The 18,754-nt window shown below is 68.6% G+C and carries 13 protein-coding genes; 11 read left to right on the plus strand and 2 right to left on the minus strand.

Annotated elements, in window-relative coordinates; all coding sequences use genetic code 11:
* The first annotated feature begins 15 nt into the window (after positions 1-15).
* A complete protein-coding gene (locus CEK65_RS18345) occupies positions 16-1,383 on the plus strand; it encodes a PLP-dependent aminotransferase family protein (RefSeq protein WP_152182606.1) in 1,368 nt (455 codons plus the stop codon).
* A 79-nt stretch (positions 1,384-1,462) separates the two neighbouring features.
* Positions 1,463-1,903: a hypothetical protein gene (locus CEK65_RS18350; protein WP_017915026.1), complete on the plus strand. Its 441-nt coding sequence runs from the start codon at positions 1,463-1,465 to the stop codon at positions 1,901-1,903.
* 257 nt (positions 1,904-2,160) lie between these two features.
* Here the strand turns inward: CEK65_RS18350 and CEK65_RS18355 are convergent, their stop codons facing one another.
* Positions 2,161-3,594: a class II fumarate hydratase gene (locus CEK65_RS18355; RefSeq protein WP_026143343.1), complete on the minus strand. Its 1,434-nt coding sequence runs from the start codon at positions 3,592-3,594 to the stop codon at positions 2,161-2,163.
* A 317-nt stretch (positions 3,595-3,911) separates the two neighbouring features.
* Positions 3,912-4,916 (minus strand): YiiG family protein, encoded by a 1,005-nt coding sequence (locus CEK65_RS18360; RefSeq protein WP_152182595.1) that lies wholly within the window; start codon positions 4,914-4,916, stop codon positions 3,912-3,914.
* Positions 4,917-5,315: 399 nt separating this feature from the next.
* Between CEK65_RS18360 and CEK65_RS18365 the strand changes: the two genes are divergently transcribed.
* The 9 genes from CEK65_RS18365 to CEK65_RS18405 all read left to right on the plus strand — a co-directional run bounded on the left by CEK65_RS18365 (position 5,316) and on the right by CEK65_RS18405 (position 18,000).
* Positions 5,316-6,635, plus strand: a complete 1,320-nt coding sequence (locus CEK65_RS18365) for a hemolysin family protein (protein WP_152182596.1) — start codon at positions 5,316-5,318, stop codon at positions 6,633-6,635.
* A gap of 36 nt (positions 6,636-6,671) precedes the next feature.
* A complete protein-coding gene (purB, locus tag CEK65_RS18370; RefSeq protein WP_152182597.1) occupies positions 6,672-8,039 on the plus strand; it encodes an adenylosuccinate lyase in 1,368 nt (455 codons plus the stop codon).
* A 239-nt stretch (positions 8,040-8,278) separates the two neighbouring features.
* Entirely contained in the window at positions 8,279-8,881 is a 603-nt protein-coding gene (locus CEK65_RS18375; protein ID WP_152182598.1) for a DUF3060 domain-containing protein, read from the plus strand.
* Positions 8,882-9,169: 288 nt separating this feature from the next.
* Positions 9,170-10,411, plus strand: a complete 1,242-nt coding sequence (locus CEK65_RS18380) for a cupin domain-containing protein (protein ID WP_017913277.1) — start codon at positions 9,170-9,172, stop codon at positions 10,409-10,411.
* A gap of 7 nt (positions 10,412-10,418) precedes the next feature.
* Positions 10,419-11,312, plus strand: coding sequence for a GNAT family N-acetyltransferase (locus tag CEK65_RS18385; RefSeq protein ID WP_152182599.1), 894 nt, complete (start codon positions 10,419-10,421; stop codon positions 11,310-11,312).
* Positions 11,313-11,494: 182 nt separating this feature from the next.
* Complete coding sequence (locus CEK65_RS18390; RefSeq protein ID WP_148829755.1) at positions 11,495-14,320, plus strand: 2-oxoglutarate dehydrogenase E1 component; 2,826 nt, start codon at positions 11,495-11,497, stop codon at positions 14,318-14,320.
* 47 nt (positions 14,321-14,367) lie between these two features.
* Complete coding sequence (gene sucB / locus CEK65_RS18395) at positions 14,368-15,582, plus strand: dihydrolipoyllysine-residue succinyltransferase (RefSeq protein WP_017909176.1); 1,215 nt, start codon at positions 14,368-14,370, stop codon at positions 15,580-15,582.
* Positions 15,583-15,731: 149 nt separating this feature from the next.
* On the plus strand, positions 15,732-17,183 hold the full coding sequence (gene lpdA / locus CEK65_RS18400) for a dihydrolipoyl dehydrogenase (RefSeq protein WP_152182600.1): 1,452 nt from the start codon (positions 15,732-15,734) through the stop codon (positions 17,181-17,183).
* A 223-nt stretch (positions 17,184-17,406) separates the two neighbouring features.
* On the plus strand, positions 17,407-18,000 hold the full coding sequence (locus tag CEK65_RS18405) for a TIGR00730 family Rossman fold protein (protein WP_017913415.1): 594 nt from the start codon (positions 17,407-17,409) through the stop codon (positions 17,998-18,000).
* The last annotated feature ends 754 nt before the right edge of the window (positions 18,001-18,754 follow it).

Here is an 18,754-nt window from a genome sequence, read left to right on the forward strand (position 1 = left end):
CGCATCGATGCGGTGATGGCCGACATCCGCGCCCGCATCGCCAACCGCACCAGCCTGCCGGGAGCGCGCCTGCCCTCCGTGCGCGCGCAGGCGCGCGCGCTGCGGGTGTCGGTGTCGACGGTGGTGGAAGCCTACGAGCGGCTGGCGGCCGAGGGCGCGATCGCGGCGCGCCCAGGGTCGGGCTTCTATGTGGCCGGGTCGGTGGCCCCACTGGCGCTGGCGCAACTCGGTCCGAAGCTCGACCGGCAGATCGATCCGCTGTGGGTATCGCGGCAGTCGCTGGAAGCGGATGCGCGCGTGCTCAAGCCCGGCTGCGGCTGGCTGCCACCCGAATGGCTGTACGGCGCGGGCATGCGCCGCGCACTGCGCACGCTGGCGCGCGCCGACACGCAGGAACTGACCGAGTACGCCACGCCCCTGGGCCACGCCGGCTTGCGCCAGTTCCTGTCGCGACGGCTGGCGGGCAATGGCGTGCAGGCGCCGCCCGAACAGATCCTGCTCGCCGAATCGGGCACGCATGCGATCGACCTGATCGGCCGTTTCCTGCTCTCGCCCGGCGACACGGTGCTGGTCGACGACCCGTGCTACTTCAATTTCCATGCCTTGCTCAAGGCGCATCGCGTGCAGGTCGTGGGCGTGCCCTATACGCCGAACGGACCGGACGTGGCGCACTTCGAAGCGGCGCTGCGGGCGCATGCGCCGCGGCTGTACATCACCAATTCGGGGATCCACAACCCCACCGGCGCGACCCTGTCCGCGACGACGGCGCACCGGCTGCTGCTCCTGGCCGAGGGCTCGGACCTGGTGATCGTCGAGGACGACATCTTCGCCGACTTCGAGACCAGCCCCGCCCCGCGGCTGGCGGCCTTCGACGGCCTGGCGCGGGTCATCCAGATCGGCAGCTTTTCCAAGACGGTGTCGGCGTCGCTGCGTTGCGGCTACATCGCCGCACGTGGCGACTGGATCGAAAGCCTCGCCGACCTGAAGATCGCCACCAGCTTCGGCGGCGGCCGGCTGGCGGCCGAGGCCGTGCGGATCGCCCTGACCGACAGCGGCTACCGCCGGCATCTGGAGACCTTGCGGCGGCGCCTGGCGGAGCAGATGGCCAGGACGGTAGAGCGACTCCAGGGTCTCGGCATCCGACCCTGGCTGATTCCGCGGGCCGGCCTGTTCCTTTGGTGCAGGCTGCCCGCGGGCATGGAGGCCGCAGCGATCGCGCACGCCTGCCTGCAGGAAGGCGTGGTGCTGGCGCCGGGCAATGCCTTCAGCCAGTCGTTGAGCGCAGGCGATTTCCTGCGTTTCAACGTCGCGCAATCCACCGACGAGCGGATGTTCAGCGTGCTCGCGCGCGCCATGCAGTCCGCTTCGACCTCACGCAGCTGATGCGCGGCCAGCGCGCCTCGCCACGACCGCAGCCGCCGCACGTTCTAGAATGCCGGCACTCCCCTACTGCATCGCCGCCATGAAGAAGACGCTGTTCGCCTGGTTCTCGCTGCTGTCGTTATGCCTGCTGCTCGCCGCCTGCGGCGGACGCGGCGGCGAGACCACCTCCTCGCGCGCCGAGCGCAGCAAGCCGCGGGTGGCGGTGGACAGCATGAACGTGATGCTGCGCCGCGCCCCGGCCGCCAATGCCACCATCGGGCCCGACGGCAGCCTGCGCATCGACGACATCGAACTGCCGCTGCCCGCCGCGCAGCGCACCGAACTGCAGCAGTTGTTCATGCACCTGCAGATGCAGCGCCAGCGCACCCTGGAGACCGCGGCGCCGGACCCGAACATGCGCTCGGTGGGCTTCGCGCCGACCCCGGAAATCACCGAAGCGCAGGCAGCGGTGCTGCGCGACATTCCCTCGCTGCAGCCGTACCGCGACAGCTTCGGCAACCTGCAGGCCGAGCGCCGCTGAGGCATGCCGGCACGCGTGCGCCGGCATGAGAGCCTTCAGTAAGAGTTGGTCCCTTGCTTTGGGAGTGGCTTCAGCCGCGATAGGCTTTACCGAGAAGGCCCGTCGCGGCTGAAGCTGCTCCTACGCCAGCTTGCGATGAGGTGTCTGGGCGCAGTGTGGGAGGGACTTCAGTCCCGACTGCTTTCACCGTGCGATCTTCTGTTGCGCCTGGCACGACCACACGGCCGTGCCAGGCCTGCGTGCAGCGCTGGCGCAACTCAGCCGCCGCCCCCCGCACCGGCATGGATGCCGCCCTCGGTCAGTGCGGCAGGGTCCAGCAGCCGGCGCAGTTCGTCCTCGCCGAGGCCGCTGTCCTCCCTGGCCACCTCCAGCACCGGCCGGTTCTCCTTGTAGGCACGCTTGGCGATCGCCGCGGCCTTCTCGTAGCCGATGATCGGATTCAGCGCGGTCACCAGGATCGGGTTGCGGTCCAGCGCCTCGCGCACCCGCTCCTCGCGCACCTTGAGGCCGGCGATCGCCGAATCGGCCAGCAGCACCGAGACGTTGCCCAGCAACTGGATCGAGTCCAGCAGGTTCGCCGCGATCAGCGGCAGGGTCACGTTCAACTGGAAGTTGCCGGTCTGCCCGGCCACGGTGATCGCGGTGTGGTGGCCGATGACCTGCGCGCAGGCCATCACCGTGGCTTCGGGAATCACCGGATTGACCTTGCCCGGCATGATCGAGCTGCCCGGCTGCAGCGCAGGCAACTCGATCTCGCCGAGGCCGGCCAGCGGCCCGGCGTTCATCCAGCGCAGGTCGTTGGCGATCTTGATCAGCGCCACCGCCAGCGCGTTGAGCTGGCCGGACAGTTCCACCGCATCGTCCTGCGCGGCCAGGCCCTCGAACTTGTTCTCGGCGCTCTCGAAGGTATGGTCGGTCAGCGCCGACAGCGCCTTGGCGACCTTGCCGCCGAAGCGCGGATCGGCGTTGATGCCGGTGCCGATGGCGGTGCCGCCCAGCGGCAGCCGGCGCAGGCGCTTGAGGCTGTCGTCGATGCGCGCCTGCGCAGAGACCAGCTGCGCCGACCAGGCACCGAACTCCTGACCGAAGGTCAGCGGCATCGCGTCCATCAGATGGGTGCGCCCGGTCTTGACCACACCCTGCAACTGCTTGGCGCGCTTGTCGATCGTCTTGCGCAGGTGCTTGAGCGACGGCAGCAGATGCTCGCGCGCAGCGAGCAACGCAGCGACGCGGATCGCGGTGGGGACCACGTCGTTGGAACTCTGGCCCAGGTTGACGTGGTCGTTGGGATGCACCGCCGGCCGTGTCTTGCTGCCGTTCTTGCCCTCGCCCTTGGCGGCGCGGTTGGCCAGCGTGGCAATGACCTCGTTGGCGTTCATGTTCGACGAGGTGCCGGACCCGGTCTGGTAGATGTCGATCGGGAAGTGCGCGTCGTGGCGGCCGTCGGCCACCTCCAGCGCCGCGGCCTGGATCGCCTTCGCGACCGCCTTCGGCAGCAGGTCCAGGTCGGCGTTGACACCGGCCGCGGCGGCCTTGATCAGGCCCAGCGCGCGGATGAAGCCGCGTGGCATCGGCTGCCCGGACACCGGAAAGTTCTGCACCGCACGCTGGGTCTGCGCTCCCCACAAGGCCTCTGCAGGCACCTGCAGTTCGCCCATGCTGTCGTGTTCGACCCTGAATGTGTCACTCATCGCGCAATCTCCGCATCTGCAAAAGGGAATCCATCGGCGCCGTCGTCGGACGTCCGGGGAGGCAGGCTGGCGGGACTGCGGCTGGCGCGCGCATTATCCGTGGCGCAGCGCCCGGCGTCAGCAGTGTGCGCCGGCGGATGTTAGGAATGTCTGGAGGCGCAGGCGCGCGCGGTGATCGGCGGATGCAGGCAGCCAACGCGGTGACCGTCGACGGTACGCAATGACCGGCCGTAGCGCCGGCAAGACGCGGCAGCACGCGGGCTGCCGTGGCGACCGCCGCGGCAGGACCGGCGGCATTGCGCCGCCGGCCAGGACGCTTACTGCTGGCGATTGCTCTGGAACACCAGGTCGTTGTAGCTCTTCATCAGGCGCGCCGGCGCACCCTCCGGCGCGACGATCGGATTGTCCAGCGAGCGCTGCTCGAACGCGCTGTACGGAATCTTCTCCGCCACCCGCTTGATGCGCGCCTTGGATTCCTTGCGGAAGTTCTCCGCCGCGGTCTCGAAATCGCTCCAGTCGGACTTACCCGGCTCCTGGTTGGCGACCTTGGCGTGCGCCTCGTCGGACAGGCGGTTGAAGCCGGCCACCAATGCCGTGGCCTTGGCGGTGTCGAAGTCGTCGTCCTGCATCAGGCCGACGATGTCCTTGGCCTCGAGCATCATCGACAACCGATAGAAGTCGCGGGTGCGGCCCTCGGCCTTTTCCATCGCCTTCAGTTGCTCGCGCTGCGCGGCGTCGTTCTGCGCCTCCAGTTCGTGGCTGAAGGCCTCGCTGGCCTCGTGGAATTCGGACAGCGCGGCCATCAGCGGCGCATGCAGTTGCTTGCCCTTGGCGAACTGGTCGTCCTGGTAGTCCTCGCGGTCGTAGTAGTCGCGCGCCTGGTTGGCCAGCGGCTGCAGCGTCTTCAAGGCGGCCAGATAGCGCTTCGCCGCGGCATCCAGCGCAGGCAGCGACGGCTTGGCCGCGATCGCCTGGGTCATTGGCGCATCGCACAGCTTCATCGCGTACTCGTCGATCGGGGCGGGCCCGTACACGCTGGTTTCCTTGCCGGTGGGGCCGGCCTTGGGGTCGGCCATCCAGCGCACGTACTGCTGCGCGCCTTCGTGGATGCGCCCATCGACCTTGTTGAAGCATTCGATGTAGGCGTTGAGCTTGCCGGTCAGCGCCTGGTCCGCGTCGCTGGCGCCGGCGTCGGCGGATGCATGGTTGGCATCGGCACTGGCATCGGAACCGGCCGGTGTCGCCGCAGGCTTGCCACCGCAGGCGGTGAGAAAAACGGACACAGCGGCGGCCAGCGCCGCCAGACGCAAGGAAGATTTCATGGGGGAATATCGAGATTGAAAACGGTTACAGAAAGTCTAGCAAACGAAAAGATCGTCGCGGCGTGATGGTTGAAGGGCTGGGATGAACAGCCATTCGGCTGCTGAAAGGCCGGGGAGTCGGGATTGGGGATTCGCAACAGCGGTTGCGCGTCCTTCCACGGTATTCGTTGGCGACGCTTTGCCTGTGACGGACTGCGCGAGATGGCGCGCGCCTGCGGCGGCGGCGCAGTGCATCGGCTAGACTGCGGCGACGTATCACCGATGGAACCCTCACGCCGCCATGGGCGACGATTCAGACTGTAGACGCCGGCGCACGCCGCGCCGGACCACGCACCCCGCCGTTTCCACCCCTCCCGCCCGGCGCCATGACGCGCCAGCCGCGCGCGCCGGGGAACGCACATGATCGGCAACCTCCTGCTGCTGGCACTGGCGATGCTGCTGGTGCTGCTCAACGGCTTCTTCGTCGCCGCCGAGTTCGCCTTGGTCAAGCTGCGCCACACGCAGGCCGTGGGCCTGGCCGAGCACCACGGCTGGCGCGGCCGCCTGCTGCTCAACGTGCACGGCCACCTCGACGCCTACCTGTCGGCCTGCCAACTCGGCATCACCCTGTCATCGCTGGGCCTGGGCTGGGTCGGCGAGCCGGCCTTCGCGCACTTGCTGCAGCCGCTGTTCGACCTGCTGGGGCTGAGCGAAGAGGCGGCACGCCTGAGCGCCTTCGTCATCGCCTTCAGCGTCATCTCGTTCCTGCACATCGTGCTGGGCGAACTGGCCCCCAAGTCGATGGCGATCCGCCGCCCGGAGCGCATGTCGCTGTGGACCGCCGCACCGCTGTACCTGTTCTACTGGGCGATGTATCCGGCGATCTGGCTGCTCAACACCAGCGCCAACGCGCTGCTGAAGGCCGCGGGCTGGGGCGATGTGGAGCACACCTCGCATCGCTACTCGCGCGAGGAACTGAAGCTGATCGTCGGCCGCCAGCAGCCCGCCGGCGGCGCGCCGGATCACGCACTGACCCTGATGAGCCATGCCTTGGAGCTGCCGGAACTGGTGGCCGGCGATCTGATGCGCGCGCGCGACCATCTGCGCGGGTTCCGCGAAGGCATGGCGCTGGACGCGGTGATGGCCGAGTTCGCCGACAGCCGCTACAGCCGCTATCCGTGGTTCGACCGCGACGGCGAGCAGGTGCTGGGCATCCTGCATATGAAGGACTTGCTGGTGGAGATCGCCTGCGGCCGCCGCAGCGACGACCTGCGCCCGCTGCTGCGCCCGGCCAATCTGATCGCACTGGAAACGCCGGTGCCGCTGGTGCTGGAGCGCTTCCGCACCGGTACCACGCACATGGCGCTGTGCGTGGACGAGCACGGCCGCATCCTCGGCTACTTCACCCTGGAAGACCTGCTGGAAGTGGTGGTCGGCGACATCGAGGACGAGCACCCGCACGTGGTCAAGGACGCGCCGACCCGCGGCGCCGACGGAAGTGTGCTGGTGGCCGGCTCGACCTCGATCTTCCGCCTCGAACGCCTGCTCGGCCGCGACCTGCGCGCGCCGGAGCACCTCAACTCGGTCGGCGGGTTGATTGTGCATCAGTTGCAGCGCCTGCCCGAGGAAGGCGAGCAGTTGGAGATCGACGGCCACCTGTTCACGGTCAAGCGCATGGCCGGGCACCGCATCCAGGCGGTGACGGTACGCCTGGCGCCGGCCGAGGCCGCGCCGACGTAGAATGGCGCCCCCGCCGACACCACCCCACGCCCCGCCATGTCCGATTCCGCCCTGCTCGCCCTGTCCCCGCTCGATGGCCGCTATGCCGGCAAGGTCGACGCCCTGCGGCCGATCTTCTCCGAATACGGCCTGATCAAGGCGCGGGTGAAGGTGGAGATCGAATGGCTGCTGGCGCTGGGCGCCGAGCCGGGCATCGGCGAGCTGGCCGCGTTCTCGCCGGCGGCGGCGCAACGCCTGCGCGCGCTGGCCGAGGGCTTCGGCGTGGAGCACGCGGCGCGGGTCAAGCAGATCGAGCGCACCACCAACCACGACGTCAAGGCGGTGGAGTACTTCATCAAGGAGCAGCTCAAGGACGACGCCGAACTCGGCCCGGCCCTGGAGTTCGTGCATTTCGCCTGCACCAGCGAGGACATCAACAACCTCAGCTACGGGCTGATGCTGGAGCAGGCCCGGCGCGAGGTGCTGCTGCCGACCCTGGACGCGGTGATCGCGACGCTGCGCGCCCTGGCCCATGCGCAGGCCGCACAGCCGATGCTGTCGCGCACCCACGGCCAGACCGCCTCGCCGACCACTCTGGGCAAGGAGATCGCCAACGTGGTCGCCCGCCTCGAGCGCCAGCGCCGGCAGATCGCCGCGGTCGAGCTGACCGGCAAGATCAACGGCGCGGTCGGCAACTACAACGCCCACGTCGTCAGCTACCCCGACGTCGACTGGCCGGGCTTCGCGCAGCGCTTCGTGGAAAGCCTGGGCCTGGTGTTCAACCCCTACACCACCCAGATCGAGCCGCACGACAACGTCGCCGAGCTGGGCGACGCCACCCGCCGCGCCAACACCGTGCTGATCGACCTGGCGCGCGACATCTGGGGCTACATCTCGCTGGGCTACTTCAAGCAGAAGCTCAAGGAAGGCGAAGTCGGCTCCTCGACCATGCCGCACAAGGTCAACCCGATCGACTTCGAGAACGCCGAAGGCAACTTCGGCATCGCCAACGCCCTGTTCGAGCACTTCTCGGCCAAGCTGCCGATCAGCCGCTGGCAGCGCGACCTCACCGACTCCACCGTGCTGCGCGCCCTCGGCACCGCCTTCGGCCATACCCAGGTGGCGCTGGACTCGCTGGCCAAGGGCCTGGGCAAGCTGACCGTGAACCCGGAGCGCCTGGACGCCGACCTGGATGCCGCCTGGGAAGTACTGGCCGAAGCCGTGCAGACGGTGATGCGCCGCCACGGCCTGCCCAATCCCTACGAGCAGCTCAAGGCGCTGACCCGCGGCCAGGGCATCACCGCCGACTCGATGCGCGCCTTCGTCGAGACCCTGGAACTGCCCGAGGACGCCAAGCAGCGCCTGCGCGACCTGACCCCGGGCGGCTACGTCGGCCTCGCCGAGCGGCTGGCGCGCGGCGTCTAGGGCGCGTCACCAATTCCCGAGTATGCCGCGTTGGGTCTGGCAGGCGCGCTGCCGGCGTTGCGTGGCGCAGCGCCTGACTGGCCGTCAGGTCAAGCCGCACGGCGCCGGCAGCGCGCCTGCCAGGCCCAACCCGAAGAGCCACGGCGCGGCATGCTCGGGGATTGATGGCACGCCCTAGTCCCGTCCATCCTGGGTTAATCGGCCGGGGGCATGCTGGTGGCTCACAGCAGAGCCCCGCGATGAGACCCACCCCGTTGTTTGTGTTGCCGCTGCTGGTCCTGGCCGGCTGCGCGCAGGCGCCACGCCCGCCGGCCGGCGATGGCGCACACACTGCCGCCCCGCGCACCGTGGTCATGCAGGCCGCGCCGCCGATCGCGGCGGCGCCATCGGCCGGCGACCTCGCCGATGGCGACGAGCGCGACGCCGAGGCGCCGATCCGCATGGCCGCCTCGGCCAGCGGCGACATCGATTGCGACGGTCGCGACCTGAACATCGTCGGCCGCGACGCCACCCTGGTGCTGCACGGCCACTGCGCCACCGTCAGTCTGTTCGGCCGCAACGGCAACCTGCAGATCGAGCGGGCCGACACCCTACGCGTGCTCGGCGACAACGCCCAGATCGCGATGCGCGGCGATGCCGGGCAGGTCGCCTTGTTCGGCCGCCATGGCCGGCTGCAAATGGCGCGCATCGCGACACTGGACGTGTCCGGCGACCAGAACCAGTTGCAGGCCAGCGAGATCGACACCATCGCCCTGCAGGGCAACGGCAATGCCATCGTCCAGCGCAGCGGCAGCGCCCAAGTCGACGACGGCGGCCGTGACAACCGCATCCTCGTCCAATAGCGCGAACGGCGCTGCGCCCCCACTTGCCCTGACCTACCCGGGGCATCGCCGTCATCGCCCAGTCCGGATGCGCCTGGCGCCGCCAATGGCCTGCGCGCACGGGGTCGCCCACGTTGCGCGGTCGCGACACACCGCCAGGGCCTCCGAATGGCCACCGATACGCGCACGGCGGCGCACGCGAAGGCCGGCGCGATGGCCCCACGCGCCAAACCGGCGGACAATGGCGGGGTCGGCCGGCGCCGCTGCGCGCCTGCCCTTTACCTTCCGCGTCGCAAGGACCCACCGCACATGGCTGCCCGCAAGACCGCCGCTCTCGCCTTCGAACTCCACGCCCGCCCCGGGCAACCGCTGGGCATGCCCGCCGCGACCTTCCTGCGCGACTACTGGCACAAGCGCCCGTTGCTGATCCGCAACGCCTTCCCCGGCTTCGTTTCGCCGATCGAGCCGGGCGACCTGGCCGGCCTGGCCTGCGAGGAAGCGGCGCTGTCGCGGCTGATCGAGCACGACCGCGCCAACGACCGCTGGCGCGTGCGCAGCGGCCCGTTCCAGGAGCACGAATTCCCGGGCATGCCCGACCACGACTGGACCCTGCTGGTGCAGGACGTGGACAAGTGGGACCCGGACATCCGCGCCCTGCTCGAGCAGTTCCGCTTCCTGCCGCGCTGGCGGGTGGACGACGTGATGGTCAGCTTCGCCGCGCGCGGCGGCTCGGTCGGCGCGCACGTGGACCACTACGACGTGTTCCTGCTGCAGGCCCACGGCCACCGCCGCTGGCAGATCGACGCGAGCGTCGCACTGGGCCGCCCGGCGCCGCCGACCGACTTCCGCGACGACGTGGAGCTGAAGCTGCTGCGCCAGTTCGACCCGACCCACGACTGGGTGCTGGGACCGGGCGACATGCTGTACCTGCCGCCGCTGGTGCCGCACCACGGCGTCGCCGAAGACGCCTGCCTGACCTTCTCGGTGGGCATGCGCGCACCGTCCTCGGCCGAGCTGATCGCCGATTACCTGGACACCCTGATCGACGGCGCCGACGAGGCATTGCGCTACCACGACGAAGACCTGCAGGCGCCGGCCGATCCCTACGAGATCGACGCGGCGGCGATGGGTCGCGTGGTCGAGGCGCTGAACGCCCTGCGCATGAACGACCCGGACAAGCTGGGCGCCTGGTTCGGCCGCTTCATCACCACCTACCGTGCCGCCGGCGACATCCTGCCGCCGGCCGGCCTTCCGCCGGCGGAAGAGATCGCCGCCGCGCTGGAACAGGGCCTGGTCCTGCAGCGGCACCCGTGGGCGCGGCCGGCGTGGCGGCGTGCCAGCCGCGGCGCCATGCTGTTCTGCAGCGGCCAGGAGTTCGCGCTGCCGGTCAAGGACGCCAAGCGCCTGGCCGCGGCCGAACACATCGACGGCACCGACTACGCGGCGCTGTCGGCGGCCGGCAGGCAGACCCTGCTGGAGCTGATCGAAGGCGGCTTCTACCAGCCGCTGGAGGCCGAGGACGCCACCGACGAGGACGCCGACGCGGCCTGATCCGACCATGCCCGGCCCCGGTTTCCGCATCGCTGCGCTGGATCCCGTCCGCGACGGGGCCGAACTGCGCGCGCTGCGCGCCGCGGCCGGCATCGCCGCGGACCTGGCCGACGCCGCGGCGCTGGACGCGCTGGGCGACCATCTGGTCGCGCGCAACGACGACGGCCACGCGGTGGGCGCGGCCCGGCTCGGGGCGGACCGGCGGATCGCCGCGCTGACGGTGCTGCCGGACTGGCGGGGACGCGGCGTCGGCAGCGCGCTGCTGCGCGGCCTGATCGAGGAAGCGCAGCGCCGGCACTGGCCGCAGTTGGAACTGCAGGCGCCGGCCGCGGCACTGGCGTTCTGCGCCCGCCACGGCTTCCTGCCGCTCCCGGGCGGCGTGGCCGCCACCGCGGAGGCCGTGCCGCTGCGCCGCCGCTTCGACGGCGCGGTGGCGGTGGAGGACGCGGCGATGGCCCTCGCCGCCAGCATCGCGGTGCTGGCGCAGGCCCGCCGCCAGGTGCTGATCCACAGCCGCATGCTGGATCCCGGCCTGCTCGACGATGCCCGCGTGGTGGAACAGATGCGGCGCTTCGCGGTCGCCGCGCATGCCAAGCAGGTGCGCGTGCTGCTGCACGACGCGGCCGCGCCGCAGCGCGTCGGCGCCCCCTTGCTGGCGCTGGCACAGCGCCTGCCCAGCGTGTTCGAGTTCCGCGAAGTCAGCGATCCGGTGGACCGCAGCGACGCCACTGCCTACCTGGTCAACGAGGGAGGCGGCTACTACTTCCGTGGACTCGGTCACCGTTACGACGGCGAGACCGACCTGCTAGGTGGCGGCCGCGCACGCCAGTTGCGCGCCACCTTCGACCGGGTCTGGGAGCGCGCCCGGCCCTGCAGCGAACTGCGCGCCCTGGGCTGGTGAGGCGGCCGCGACCACGCCGCAACTGCCACGGATGAACCGGGATCGGCCTTGACCACGCCGAATGCACACCCCGGCTGGTTCATGGGGGTATAATTTTTGCGCTTGATTACGCCCGCGCGGCCCTCGCGTCCGCCGGTTCCTGCCGCAAGCCACCCCAAACAAAGCGACCGCACCCCACCATCGTGGACAATCTACTCAAGCAGTTTGCGCAGTCATCGCAACTCGCCGGCGGCAATGCCGCCTATATCGAAGACCTGTACGAACAGTATCTGGTCTCTCCCGACAGCATCGATCCCAAGTGGAAAACCTACTTCGACGGCTTCCAGGGCCGCGATGCCGGTGACGTCCCCCACTCGGCGGTCATCGCCCACATCGCCAGCGCCGCGCGCCAGGCCGCCAACAGCGGCACCGGCCCGAGCGGCGACGAGCGCGAGCGCCATGTCGGCCGCCTGATCACCGCCTACCGTTCGCGCGGCCACCTCGGCGCGCGGCTGGATCCGCTGGGCCTGACCCCGCCGGTGAACCCGCCGGACCTGGGCCTGCCGTTCCACAGCCTGTCGGAAAGCGATCTGGGCAGCGAGTTCAGCACCGGCGGCCTCGGCGGCCAGCCGCGGATGAAACTGCGCGATCTGCTGGCGCGGCTGAAGGCGACCTACACCGGGTCGATCGGCAGCGAGTTCATGCACATCTCCGAGTTCGAACAGCGCCAGTGGATCTACCAGCGCCTGGAGAACGCGGGCGGCAACATCGCCGGCGACACCGCCAGCCGCCGCCGCACCCTGGAGCGGATCACCGCCGCCGAGGGCCTGGAGCGCTACCTGCACACCAAGTACGTCGGCCAGAAGCGCTTCTCGCTGGAAGGCGGCGACTCGCTGATCCCGATGATGGACGTGCTGGTGCAGCGCGCCGGCAGCGACACGGTCAAGGACATCGTGGTCGGCATGGCCCACCGCGGCCGCCTCAACGTGCTGGTCAACACCCTGGGCAAGAACCCGCGCAAGCTGTTCGACGAGTTCGAAGGCAAGTTCGAGCACGCCCACGACGACCGCGCCCACACCGGCGACGTGAAGTACCACATGGGCTTCTCCGCCGACGTGGCGGTGGCCGACGGCAAGTCGGTGCACCTGGCGCTGGCGTTCAACCCCTCGCATCTGGAAATCGTCGATCCGGTCGTGGTCGGCAGCGTGCGGTCGCGCCAGGAGCGCTACGGCGACGCCGCGCGCAAGTCGGTGCTGCCGGTGATCATCCACGGCGACGCCGCGTTCGCCGGCCAGGGCGTGGTCATGGAGCTGTTCCAGATGTCGCAGGCGCGCGGCTTCGCGGTCGGCGGCACCGTGCACATCGTGGTCAACAACCAGATCGGCTTCACCACCAGCGCCCGCGACGACGCCCGTTCCACGCTGTACTGCACCGACGTGGCCAAGATGATCGGCGCGCCGGTGTTCCATGTGAATGGCGACGATCCGGACGCGGTGGCGTTCGTGGCCAACCTGGCCTACGACTTCCGCCAGCAGTTCAACAAGGACGTGGTCATCGACCTGGTCTGCTACCGCCGCTGGGGCCACAACGAGGCCGACGAGCCGGCGGCCACCCAGCCGGTGATGTACCAGACCATCCGCAAGCACAAGACCACCCGCGAGCTGTACGCCGCCCAGTTGGAAAGCGAAGGCGTGCTGCAGGCCGGCGAGGCGCAGGCGCTGGTCGACGGCTACCGCAACAAGCTCGACTCGGGCGAATACACCACCGAGCTGGCGACCCGCAAGCCCGACGAGTTCGCCATCGACTGGTCCAAGTACCTGTCGGGCAAGCTGTCGGACAAGGTCGACACCACGGTCAAGCGCAAGACCCTGGATCAGCTGGCCAAGATCATCACCACCATCCCGGGCGGCGTCGAGCTGCACCCGCGCGTGGCCAAGATCTACGAGGACCGGGTGAAGATGGCCGCCGGCGAACTGCCGGGCGACTGGGGCTTCGCCGAGAACCTGGCCTACGCCACCCTGCTGGGCGAAGGCCACAAGCTGCGCCTGGTCGGCCAGGACGCGGGCCGCGGCACGTTCTTCCACCGCCACGCGATCCTGCACGACCAGAAGACCGACAGCTACTACCTGCCGCTGCGGCAGCTGGTGGAGAACCCGGAAGACGCCACCGTGATCGACTCGCTGCTCAGCGAGGAGGCGGTGATGGGCTTCGAGTACGGCTACTCCACCACCGATCCCAACGCGCTGTGCATCTGGGAAGCGCAGTTCGGCGACTTCGCCAACGGCGCGCAGGTGGTGATCGACCAGTTCATCGCCGCCGGCGAAGCCAAGTGGGGCCGCATCTCGGGCCTGTCGCTGTTCCTGCCGCACGGCTACGAAGGCCAGGGCCCGGAGCACAGCTCCGCACGCCTGGAGCGCTTCCTGCAGCTGTGCGCGCTGGAGAACATGCTGGTCTGCGTGCCGACCACCCCGGCGCAGGCCTTCCACATGATCCGCCGGCAGATGCGCATGTCCACGCGCAAGCCGCTGGTGGTGATGACGCCCAAGTCGCTGCTGCGCCACAAGCTGGCGGTGTCGACGCTGGAGGAACTGGCCGACGGCGAGTTCCAGCACCTGATCCCGGACGCCAAGGCCGACCCGAAGAAGGTCAAGCGCGTGGTCGCGTGCTCGGGCAAGGTCTACTACGACCTGCTCGAGGACCAGACCAAGCGCGGCCAGGACGACGTCGCCATCCTGCGCGTGGAGCAGCTGTATCCGTTCCCGCGCGAGCTGCTGTCGGCCGAACTGAAGCGCTACGGCAATGCCACCGACCTGGTCTGGTGTCAGGAAGAGCCGCAGAACCAGGGCGCCTGGTACCAGATCAAGCACCACCTGCAGGCCTGCCTGGCCGACGGACAGAGCCTGCACTACGCCGGCCGCGCCCGTTCGCCGTCTCCCGCCGCCGGCCACTTCGCCGAGCACGTGGAAGAGCAGCTGAAGCTGGTCGCCGATGCGCTGTTGAATCCGTTCAACGACCAAGTCGCTGAATAAACCCCCTTTCACATTTCAAAAAAGACACCACTAGGACGCCCCCTGCAATGGCCACCGAAGTCAAAGTTCCGGTACTGCCCGAATCCGTATCCGATGCCACCATCGCCAGCTGGCACAAGAAGGCCGGTGAGGCGGTCAAGCGCGACGAGAACCTGGTGGACCTGGAGACCGACAAGGTCGTGCTGGAAGTGCCCTCGCCCGTCGATGGCGTGCTGAAGGAGATCAAGTTCGAGACCGGCGCCACCGTGACCAGCTCGCAGATCCTGGCGATCATCGAGGAAGGCGCGACCGCCGCTGCGGCGCCGGCCGAGGCCAAGGTCGCCGAGGCGCCGAAGGCCGAAGCGCCCAAGGCCGCCGCCGCGGAAGCACCGAAGGCCGCCAAGGCCGACGCGCCGAAGGCCGCCGGTGATGTGTCCAGCCTGCCGCCGGGCGCGCGCTTCAGCGCCATCACCGAAGGCGTGGATCCTTCGCAGGTCGAAGGCACCGGTCGCCGCGGCGCGGTGACCAAGGAAGACATCCTCAACTACGCCAAGAACGGCGGCGCCGGCAAAGCCAGCGGTGCGCGTCCGGAAGAGCGCGTGCCGATGACCCGCGTGCGCAAGCGCATCGCCGAGCGCCTGATGCAGTCGAAGAACTCGACCGCGATGTTGACCACCTTCAACGAGGTCAACCTGGCCAAGGTTTCGGCCGCGCGCAAGGAGCTGCAGGACGAGTTCCAGAAGGCCCATGGCATCAAGCTCGGCTTCATGAGCTTCTTCGTCAAGGCCGCGGCCAACGCGCTGCAGCGCTTCCCACTTGTCAATGCCTCGATCGACGGCGACGACATCATCTATCACGGCTACAGCGACATCTCCATCGCCGTGTCCACCGACAAGGGCCTGGTCACGCCGGTGCTGCGCAACGTCGAGCGGCAGTCCTTCGCCGACATCGAACAGGGCATCGCCGACTACGCCAAGAAGGCGCGCGACGGCAAGCTGAGCCTGGAAGAACTGCAGGGCGGCACCTTCACCGTGACCAACGGCGGCACCTTCGGCTCGCTGCTGTCGACCCCGATCATCAACCCGCCGCAGAGCGCGATCCTGGGCATGCACGCGATCAAGGAGCGTCCGATCGCCGAGAACGGCCAGGTCGTGATCGCGCCGATGATGTACCTGGCGCTGTCCTACGACCACCGCATCATCGACGGCAAGGACTCGGTGCAGTTCCTGGTCGACATCAAGAACCAACTGGAAAACCCGGGCCGGATGCTGTTCGGTCTGTAAGAGCCGGGAATCGGGAATGGAGAGTGGGGAATGGGACAAGCGCCCATTTCCCTGCCCTGTTCCCGCCTGGACCTGGATGGGAGGCGGCAGGCGCCTGCGCTTTTGCGATTCCCCATTCCCTATTCCCCATTCCCGTGTGAGCGAATGAAATGAGCGAACAATACGACGTCGTCGTCATCGGTGCCGGTCCCGCCGGCTATCACGCGGCCATCCGTGCCGCCCAGTTGGGCCTGAAGACCGCGTGCATCGACGCGGCGCTGGGCAAGGACGGCAAGCCGGCGCTGGGCGGCACCTGCCTGCGCGTGGGCTGCATTCCGTCCAAGGCGCTGCTGGATTCCTCGCGCCAGTTCTGGAACATGGGCCACCTGTTCGGCGAGCACGGCATCAGCTTCAAGGATGCCAAGATCGACGTCGCGGCGATGGTCGGGCGCAAGGACAAGATCGTCAAGCAGTTCACCGGCGGCATCGCGATGCTGTTCAAGGCGAACAAGATCACCCCGTACTACGGCTTCGGCGAGCTCCAAGCAAACGCGGGGCAGCCGGGCAACGTGGTCAAGGTCAAGCAGCACGACGGCAGCGAAGTCGAACTGAAGGGCACCAACGTGATCCTGGCCGCCGGCTCGGATTCGATCGAACTGCCGTTCGCCAAGTTCGACGGCGAGACCATCGTCGACAACGTCGGTGCGCTGGACTTCAGCGAAGTGCCCAAGCGCCTGGCGGTGATCGGCGCCGGCGTGATCGGCCTGGAACTGGGCAGCGTGTGGAAGCGCCTGGGCGCCGAGGTCACCATCCTCGAAGCGCTGCCGGACTTCCTGGCCCTGGCCGATGCCGAAGTGGCCAAGACCGCCTTGAAGGAATTCAAGAAGCAGGGCCTGGACATCAAGCTCGGCGCCAAGGTCTCCAAGACCGAAGTCACCGGCAAGGGCAAGAAGCAGGAAGTGGTCGTCACCTATAGCGACAGCGAAGGCGAGAAGACCCTCAACGTGGACAAGCTGCTGGTGGCCGTCGGCCGCCGCGCCGCCACCAAGGGCCTGCTGGCCGACGGTACCGGCGTCAAGGTCAACGAGCGCGGCCAGATCGAGGTCGATGCGCACTGCCATACCGGCGTCGACGGCGTGTGGGCGATCGGCGACTGCGTGCGCGGGCCGATGCTCGCGCACAAGGGTTTCGAGGAAGGCATCGCGGTCGCCGAACTGATCGCCGGCCTGCCCGGCCACGTCAACTTCGACACCATTCCGTGGGTCATCTACACCGAGCCGGAAATCGCCTGGGTCGGCAAGACCGAGCAGCAGCTCAAGGCCGAAGGCGTGCCGTACAAGGCCGGCAGCTTCCCGTTCGCGGCGATCGGCCGTGCGGTGGCGATGGGCGAGCCCGCGGGCTTCGTCAAGGTCATCGCCCACGCCGAGACCGACCGCGTCCTGGGCATGCACCTGGTCGGCGTCGGCGTCTCCGAACTGGTCCACGAAGGCGTGCTGACCATGGAGTTCAACGGCTCGGCCGACGACCTGGCGCGCATCTGCCACGCCCACCCCACCCTGTCCGAAGCGATCCACGACGCGGCCATGGCGGTGAGCAAGCGGGCGATTCATAAGGCCAATTGAAGTCGGGATTGGGGATTCGGGAGTGGGGATTTGCCAAAGCCGCGTCCCTGCCTCCATCCCCGATCCTTTATCCCACAGCGCCGGGCACATGCCCGGCGTTGTGCTTTGCGGATCGCCCCACGCATGAAGCCGATCAAGCGATGATCCGCGCCCACTCCGGCATCATCAGCGCCCCGACCCACTCACCGCTTTTACGAATCCCCAATCCCAACTCCCGAATCCCATGAAAAGCATCTGCGTCTACTGCGGCTCCAACGCCGGCAACAAGCCCGCCTATGTCGAACGTGCCACCGCGCTGGGCACGCGCATCGCCGAACAGGGACTGCGCCTGGTCTATGGCGGCGGCAATGTCGGCCTGATGGGCACCGTGGCCAATGCGGTGCTCGCCGCCGGCGGCGAGGTCACCGGCGTGATTCCCAAGCAACTGGCGGACTGGGAAGTGGCGCACCGCGGCCTCACCGAGCTGGAGATCGTCGGCTCGATGCACGAGCGCAAGTCGCGCATGTTCGACCTGTCCGATGCCTTCGTCGCCCTGCCCGGCGGCTTCGGCACCATGGAAGAAATCTTCGAGATGCTGACCTGGCGCCAGCTCGGCATCGGCAACAAGCCCTGCGCCTTCCTCGACGTGGAAGGGTTCTACGCGCCGCTGATCGGCATGATCGATCGCATGGTCGAGGAGCGCTTCCTGCACCCGGACCAGCGCGCCGACCTGTGGTACGGCAGCGACATCGACACGATGCTGGGCTGGATGCGGGAGTACACGCCGGCGCAGGCTTCTAAGTGGATTGACGAGAAGCGCCGTAACGCGCTGCGCTGAGAGCATCTCTGATCGGCGGTAAGCATCTGGCGCGTGGCGACGCGTTACAGATTCCGGCGCCTCACTGCGTCCATGGCGCGGATTGATGAAAAGCGACGCAACGCGCTGCGCTAGGAGCGTCTGAGGGGCGGCGGGATCAATGCGCGTGGCGACGCGCTACCGACTCCGGCGCTTCACCGCCACTGCGGCGCGGATCGACGAGAAGCGTCGAAACGCACTGCGTTGAGAGCATCCGATCGGCAGTTAGCGCCTCGCGCGTGGCGACGTGTTAGAAATTCCGGCGCATCACTGCTTGGATGGCGCGGATTGATGAAAAGCGCCGCAACGCGTTGCGCTGAGACGCCGAAATCGGCAACGTCATGACGCGTGGCGACGCGCCATGAATTCCGGCGCACGATTGTTCCTGCGGCGCGGATCGACAAAAAGCGCCGCAACGCGTCGCGCCAGGCGCATCCGATCCACGGCAAGCGCTTGGCGCGTGGCGAACCGTTCAGGCCGCCGCCCATACCGACAGGACGTGTCCTGCAGGAGCGGCTTCAGCCGCGACGGGCGTGCTCGATAAAACCCATCGCGGCTGAAGCCGCTCCTTGTATCTGGACATGTCGCCCCTAAACAGGCGTCATGTCTTCCGACTGATCATCGGAGGAGGTGTGGGAGGTCCAGTCGCTCCTAAAGCTTCGAGCTTGCATCGTAGATCGGCTCCGCCCTCCACATGCTGGCCCTTGTGTGTCCGAACGGTATCCAGAGTCCGCCC

It is taken from the genome of Xanthomonas sp. LMG 12459 (genome assembly GCF_009192905.1).
GTDB lineage: Bacteria > Pseudomonadota > Gammaproteobacteria > Xanthomonadales > Xanthomonadaceae > Xanthomonas_A > Xanthomonas_A sontii.

Excerpts from the sequence above, each read along its gene's own strand:
- CEK65_RS18345 (WP_152182606.1), top strand. The coding sequence starts at position 16 with ATGGCCGACATCCGCGCCCGCATCGCCAACCGCACCAGCCTGCCGGGA.
- CEK65_RS18350 (WP_017915026.1), top strand. The coding sequence starts at position 1,463 with ATGAAGAAGACGCTGTTCGCCTGGTTCTCGCTGCTGTCGTTATGCCTG.
- CEK65_RS18355 (WP_026143343.1), bottom strand. The coding sequence starts at position 3,594 with ATGAGTGACACATTCAGGGTCGAACACGACAGCATGGGCGAACTGCAG.
- CEK65_RS18360 (WP_152182595.1), bottom strand. The coding sequence starts at position 4,916 with ATGAAATCTTCCTTGCGTCTGGCGGCGCTGGCCGCCGCTGTGTCCGTT.
- CEK65_RS18365 (WP_152182596.1), top strand. The coding sequence starts at position 5,316 with ATGATCGGCAACCTCCTGCTGCTGGCACTGGCGATGCTGCTGGTGCTG.
- purB (WP_152182597.1), top strand. The coding sequence starts at position 6,672 with ATGTCCGATTCCGCCCTGCTCGCCCTGTCCCCGCTCGATGGCCGCTAT.
- CEK65_RS18375 (WP_152182598.1), top strand. The coding sequence starts at position 8,279 with ATGAGACCCACCCCGTTGTTTGTGTTGCCGCTGCTGGTCCTGGCCGGC.
- CEK65_RS18380 (WP_017913277.1), top strand. The coding sequence starts at position 9,170 with ATGGCTGCCCGCAAGACCGCCGCTCTCGCCTTCGAACTCCACGCCCGC.
- CEK65_RS18385 (WP_152182599.1), top strand. The coding sequence starts at position 10,419 with ATGCCCGGCCCCGGTTTCCGCATCGCTGCGCTGGATCCCGTCCGCGAC.
- sucB (WP_017909176.1), top strand. The coding sequence starts at position 14,368 with ATGGCCACCGAAGTCAAAGTTCCGGTACTGCCCGAATCCGTATCCGAT.
- lpdA (WP_152182600.1), top strand. The coding sequence starts at position 15,732 with ATGAGCGAACAATACGACGTCGTCGTCATCGGTGCCGGTCCCGCCGGC.
- CEK65_RS18405 (WP_017913415.1), top strand. The coding sequence starts at position 17,407 with ATGAAAAGCATCTGCGTCTACTGCGGCTCCAACGCCGGCAACAAGCCC.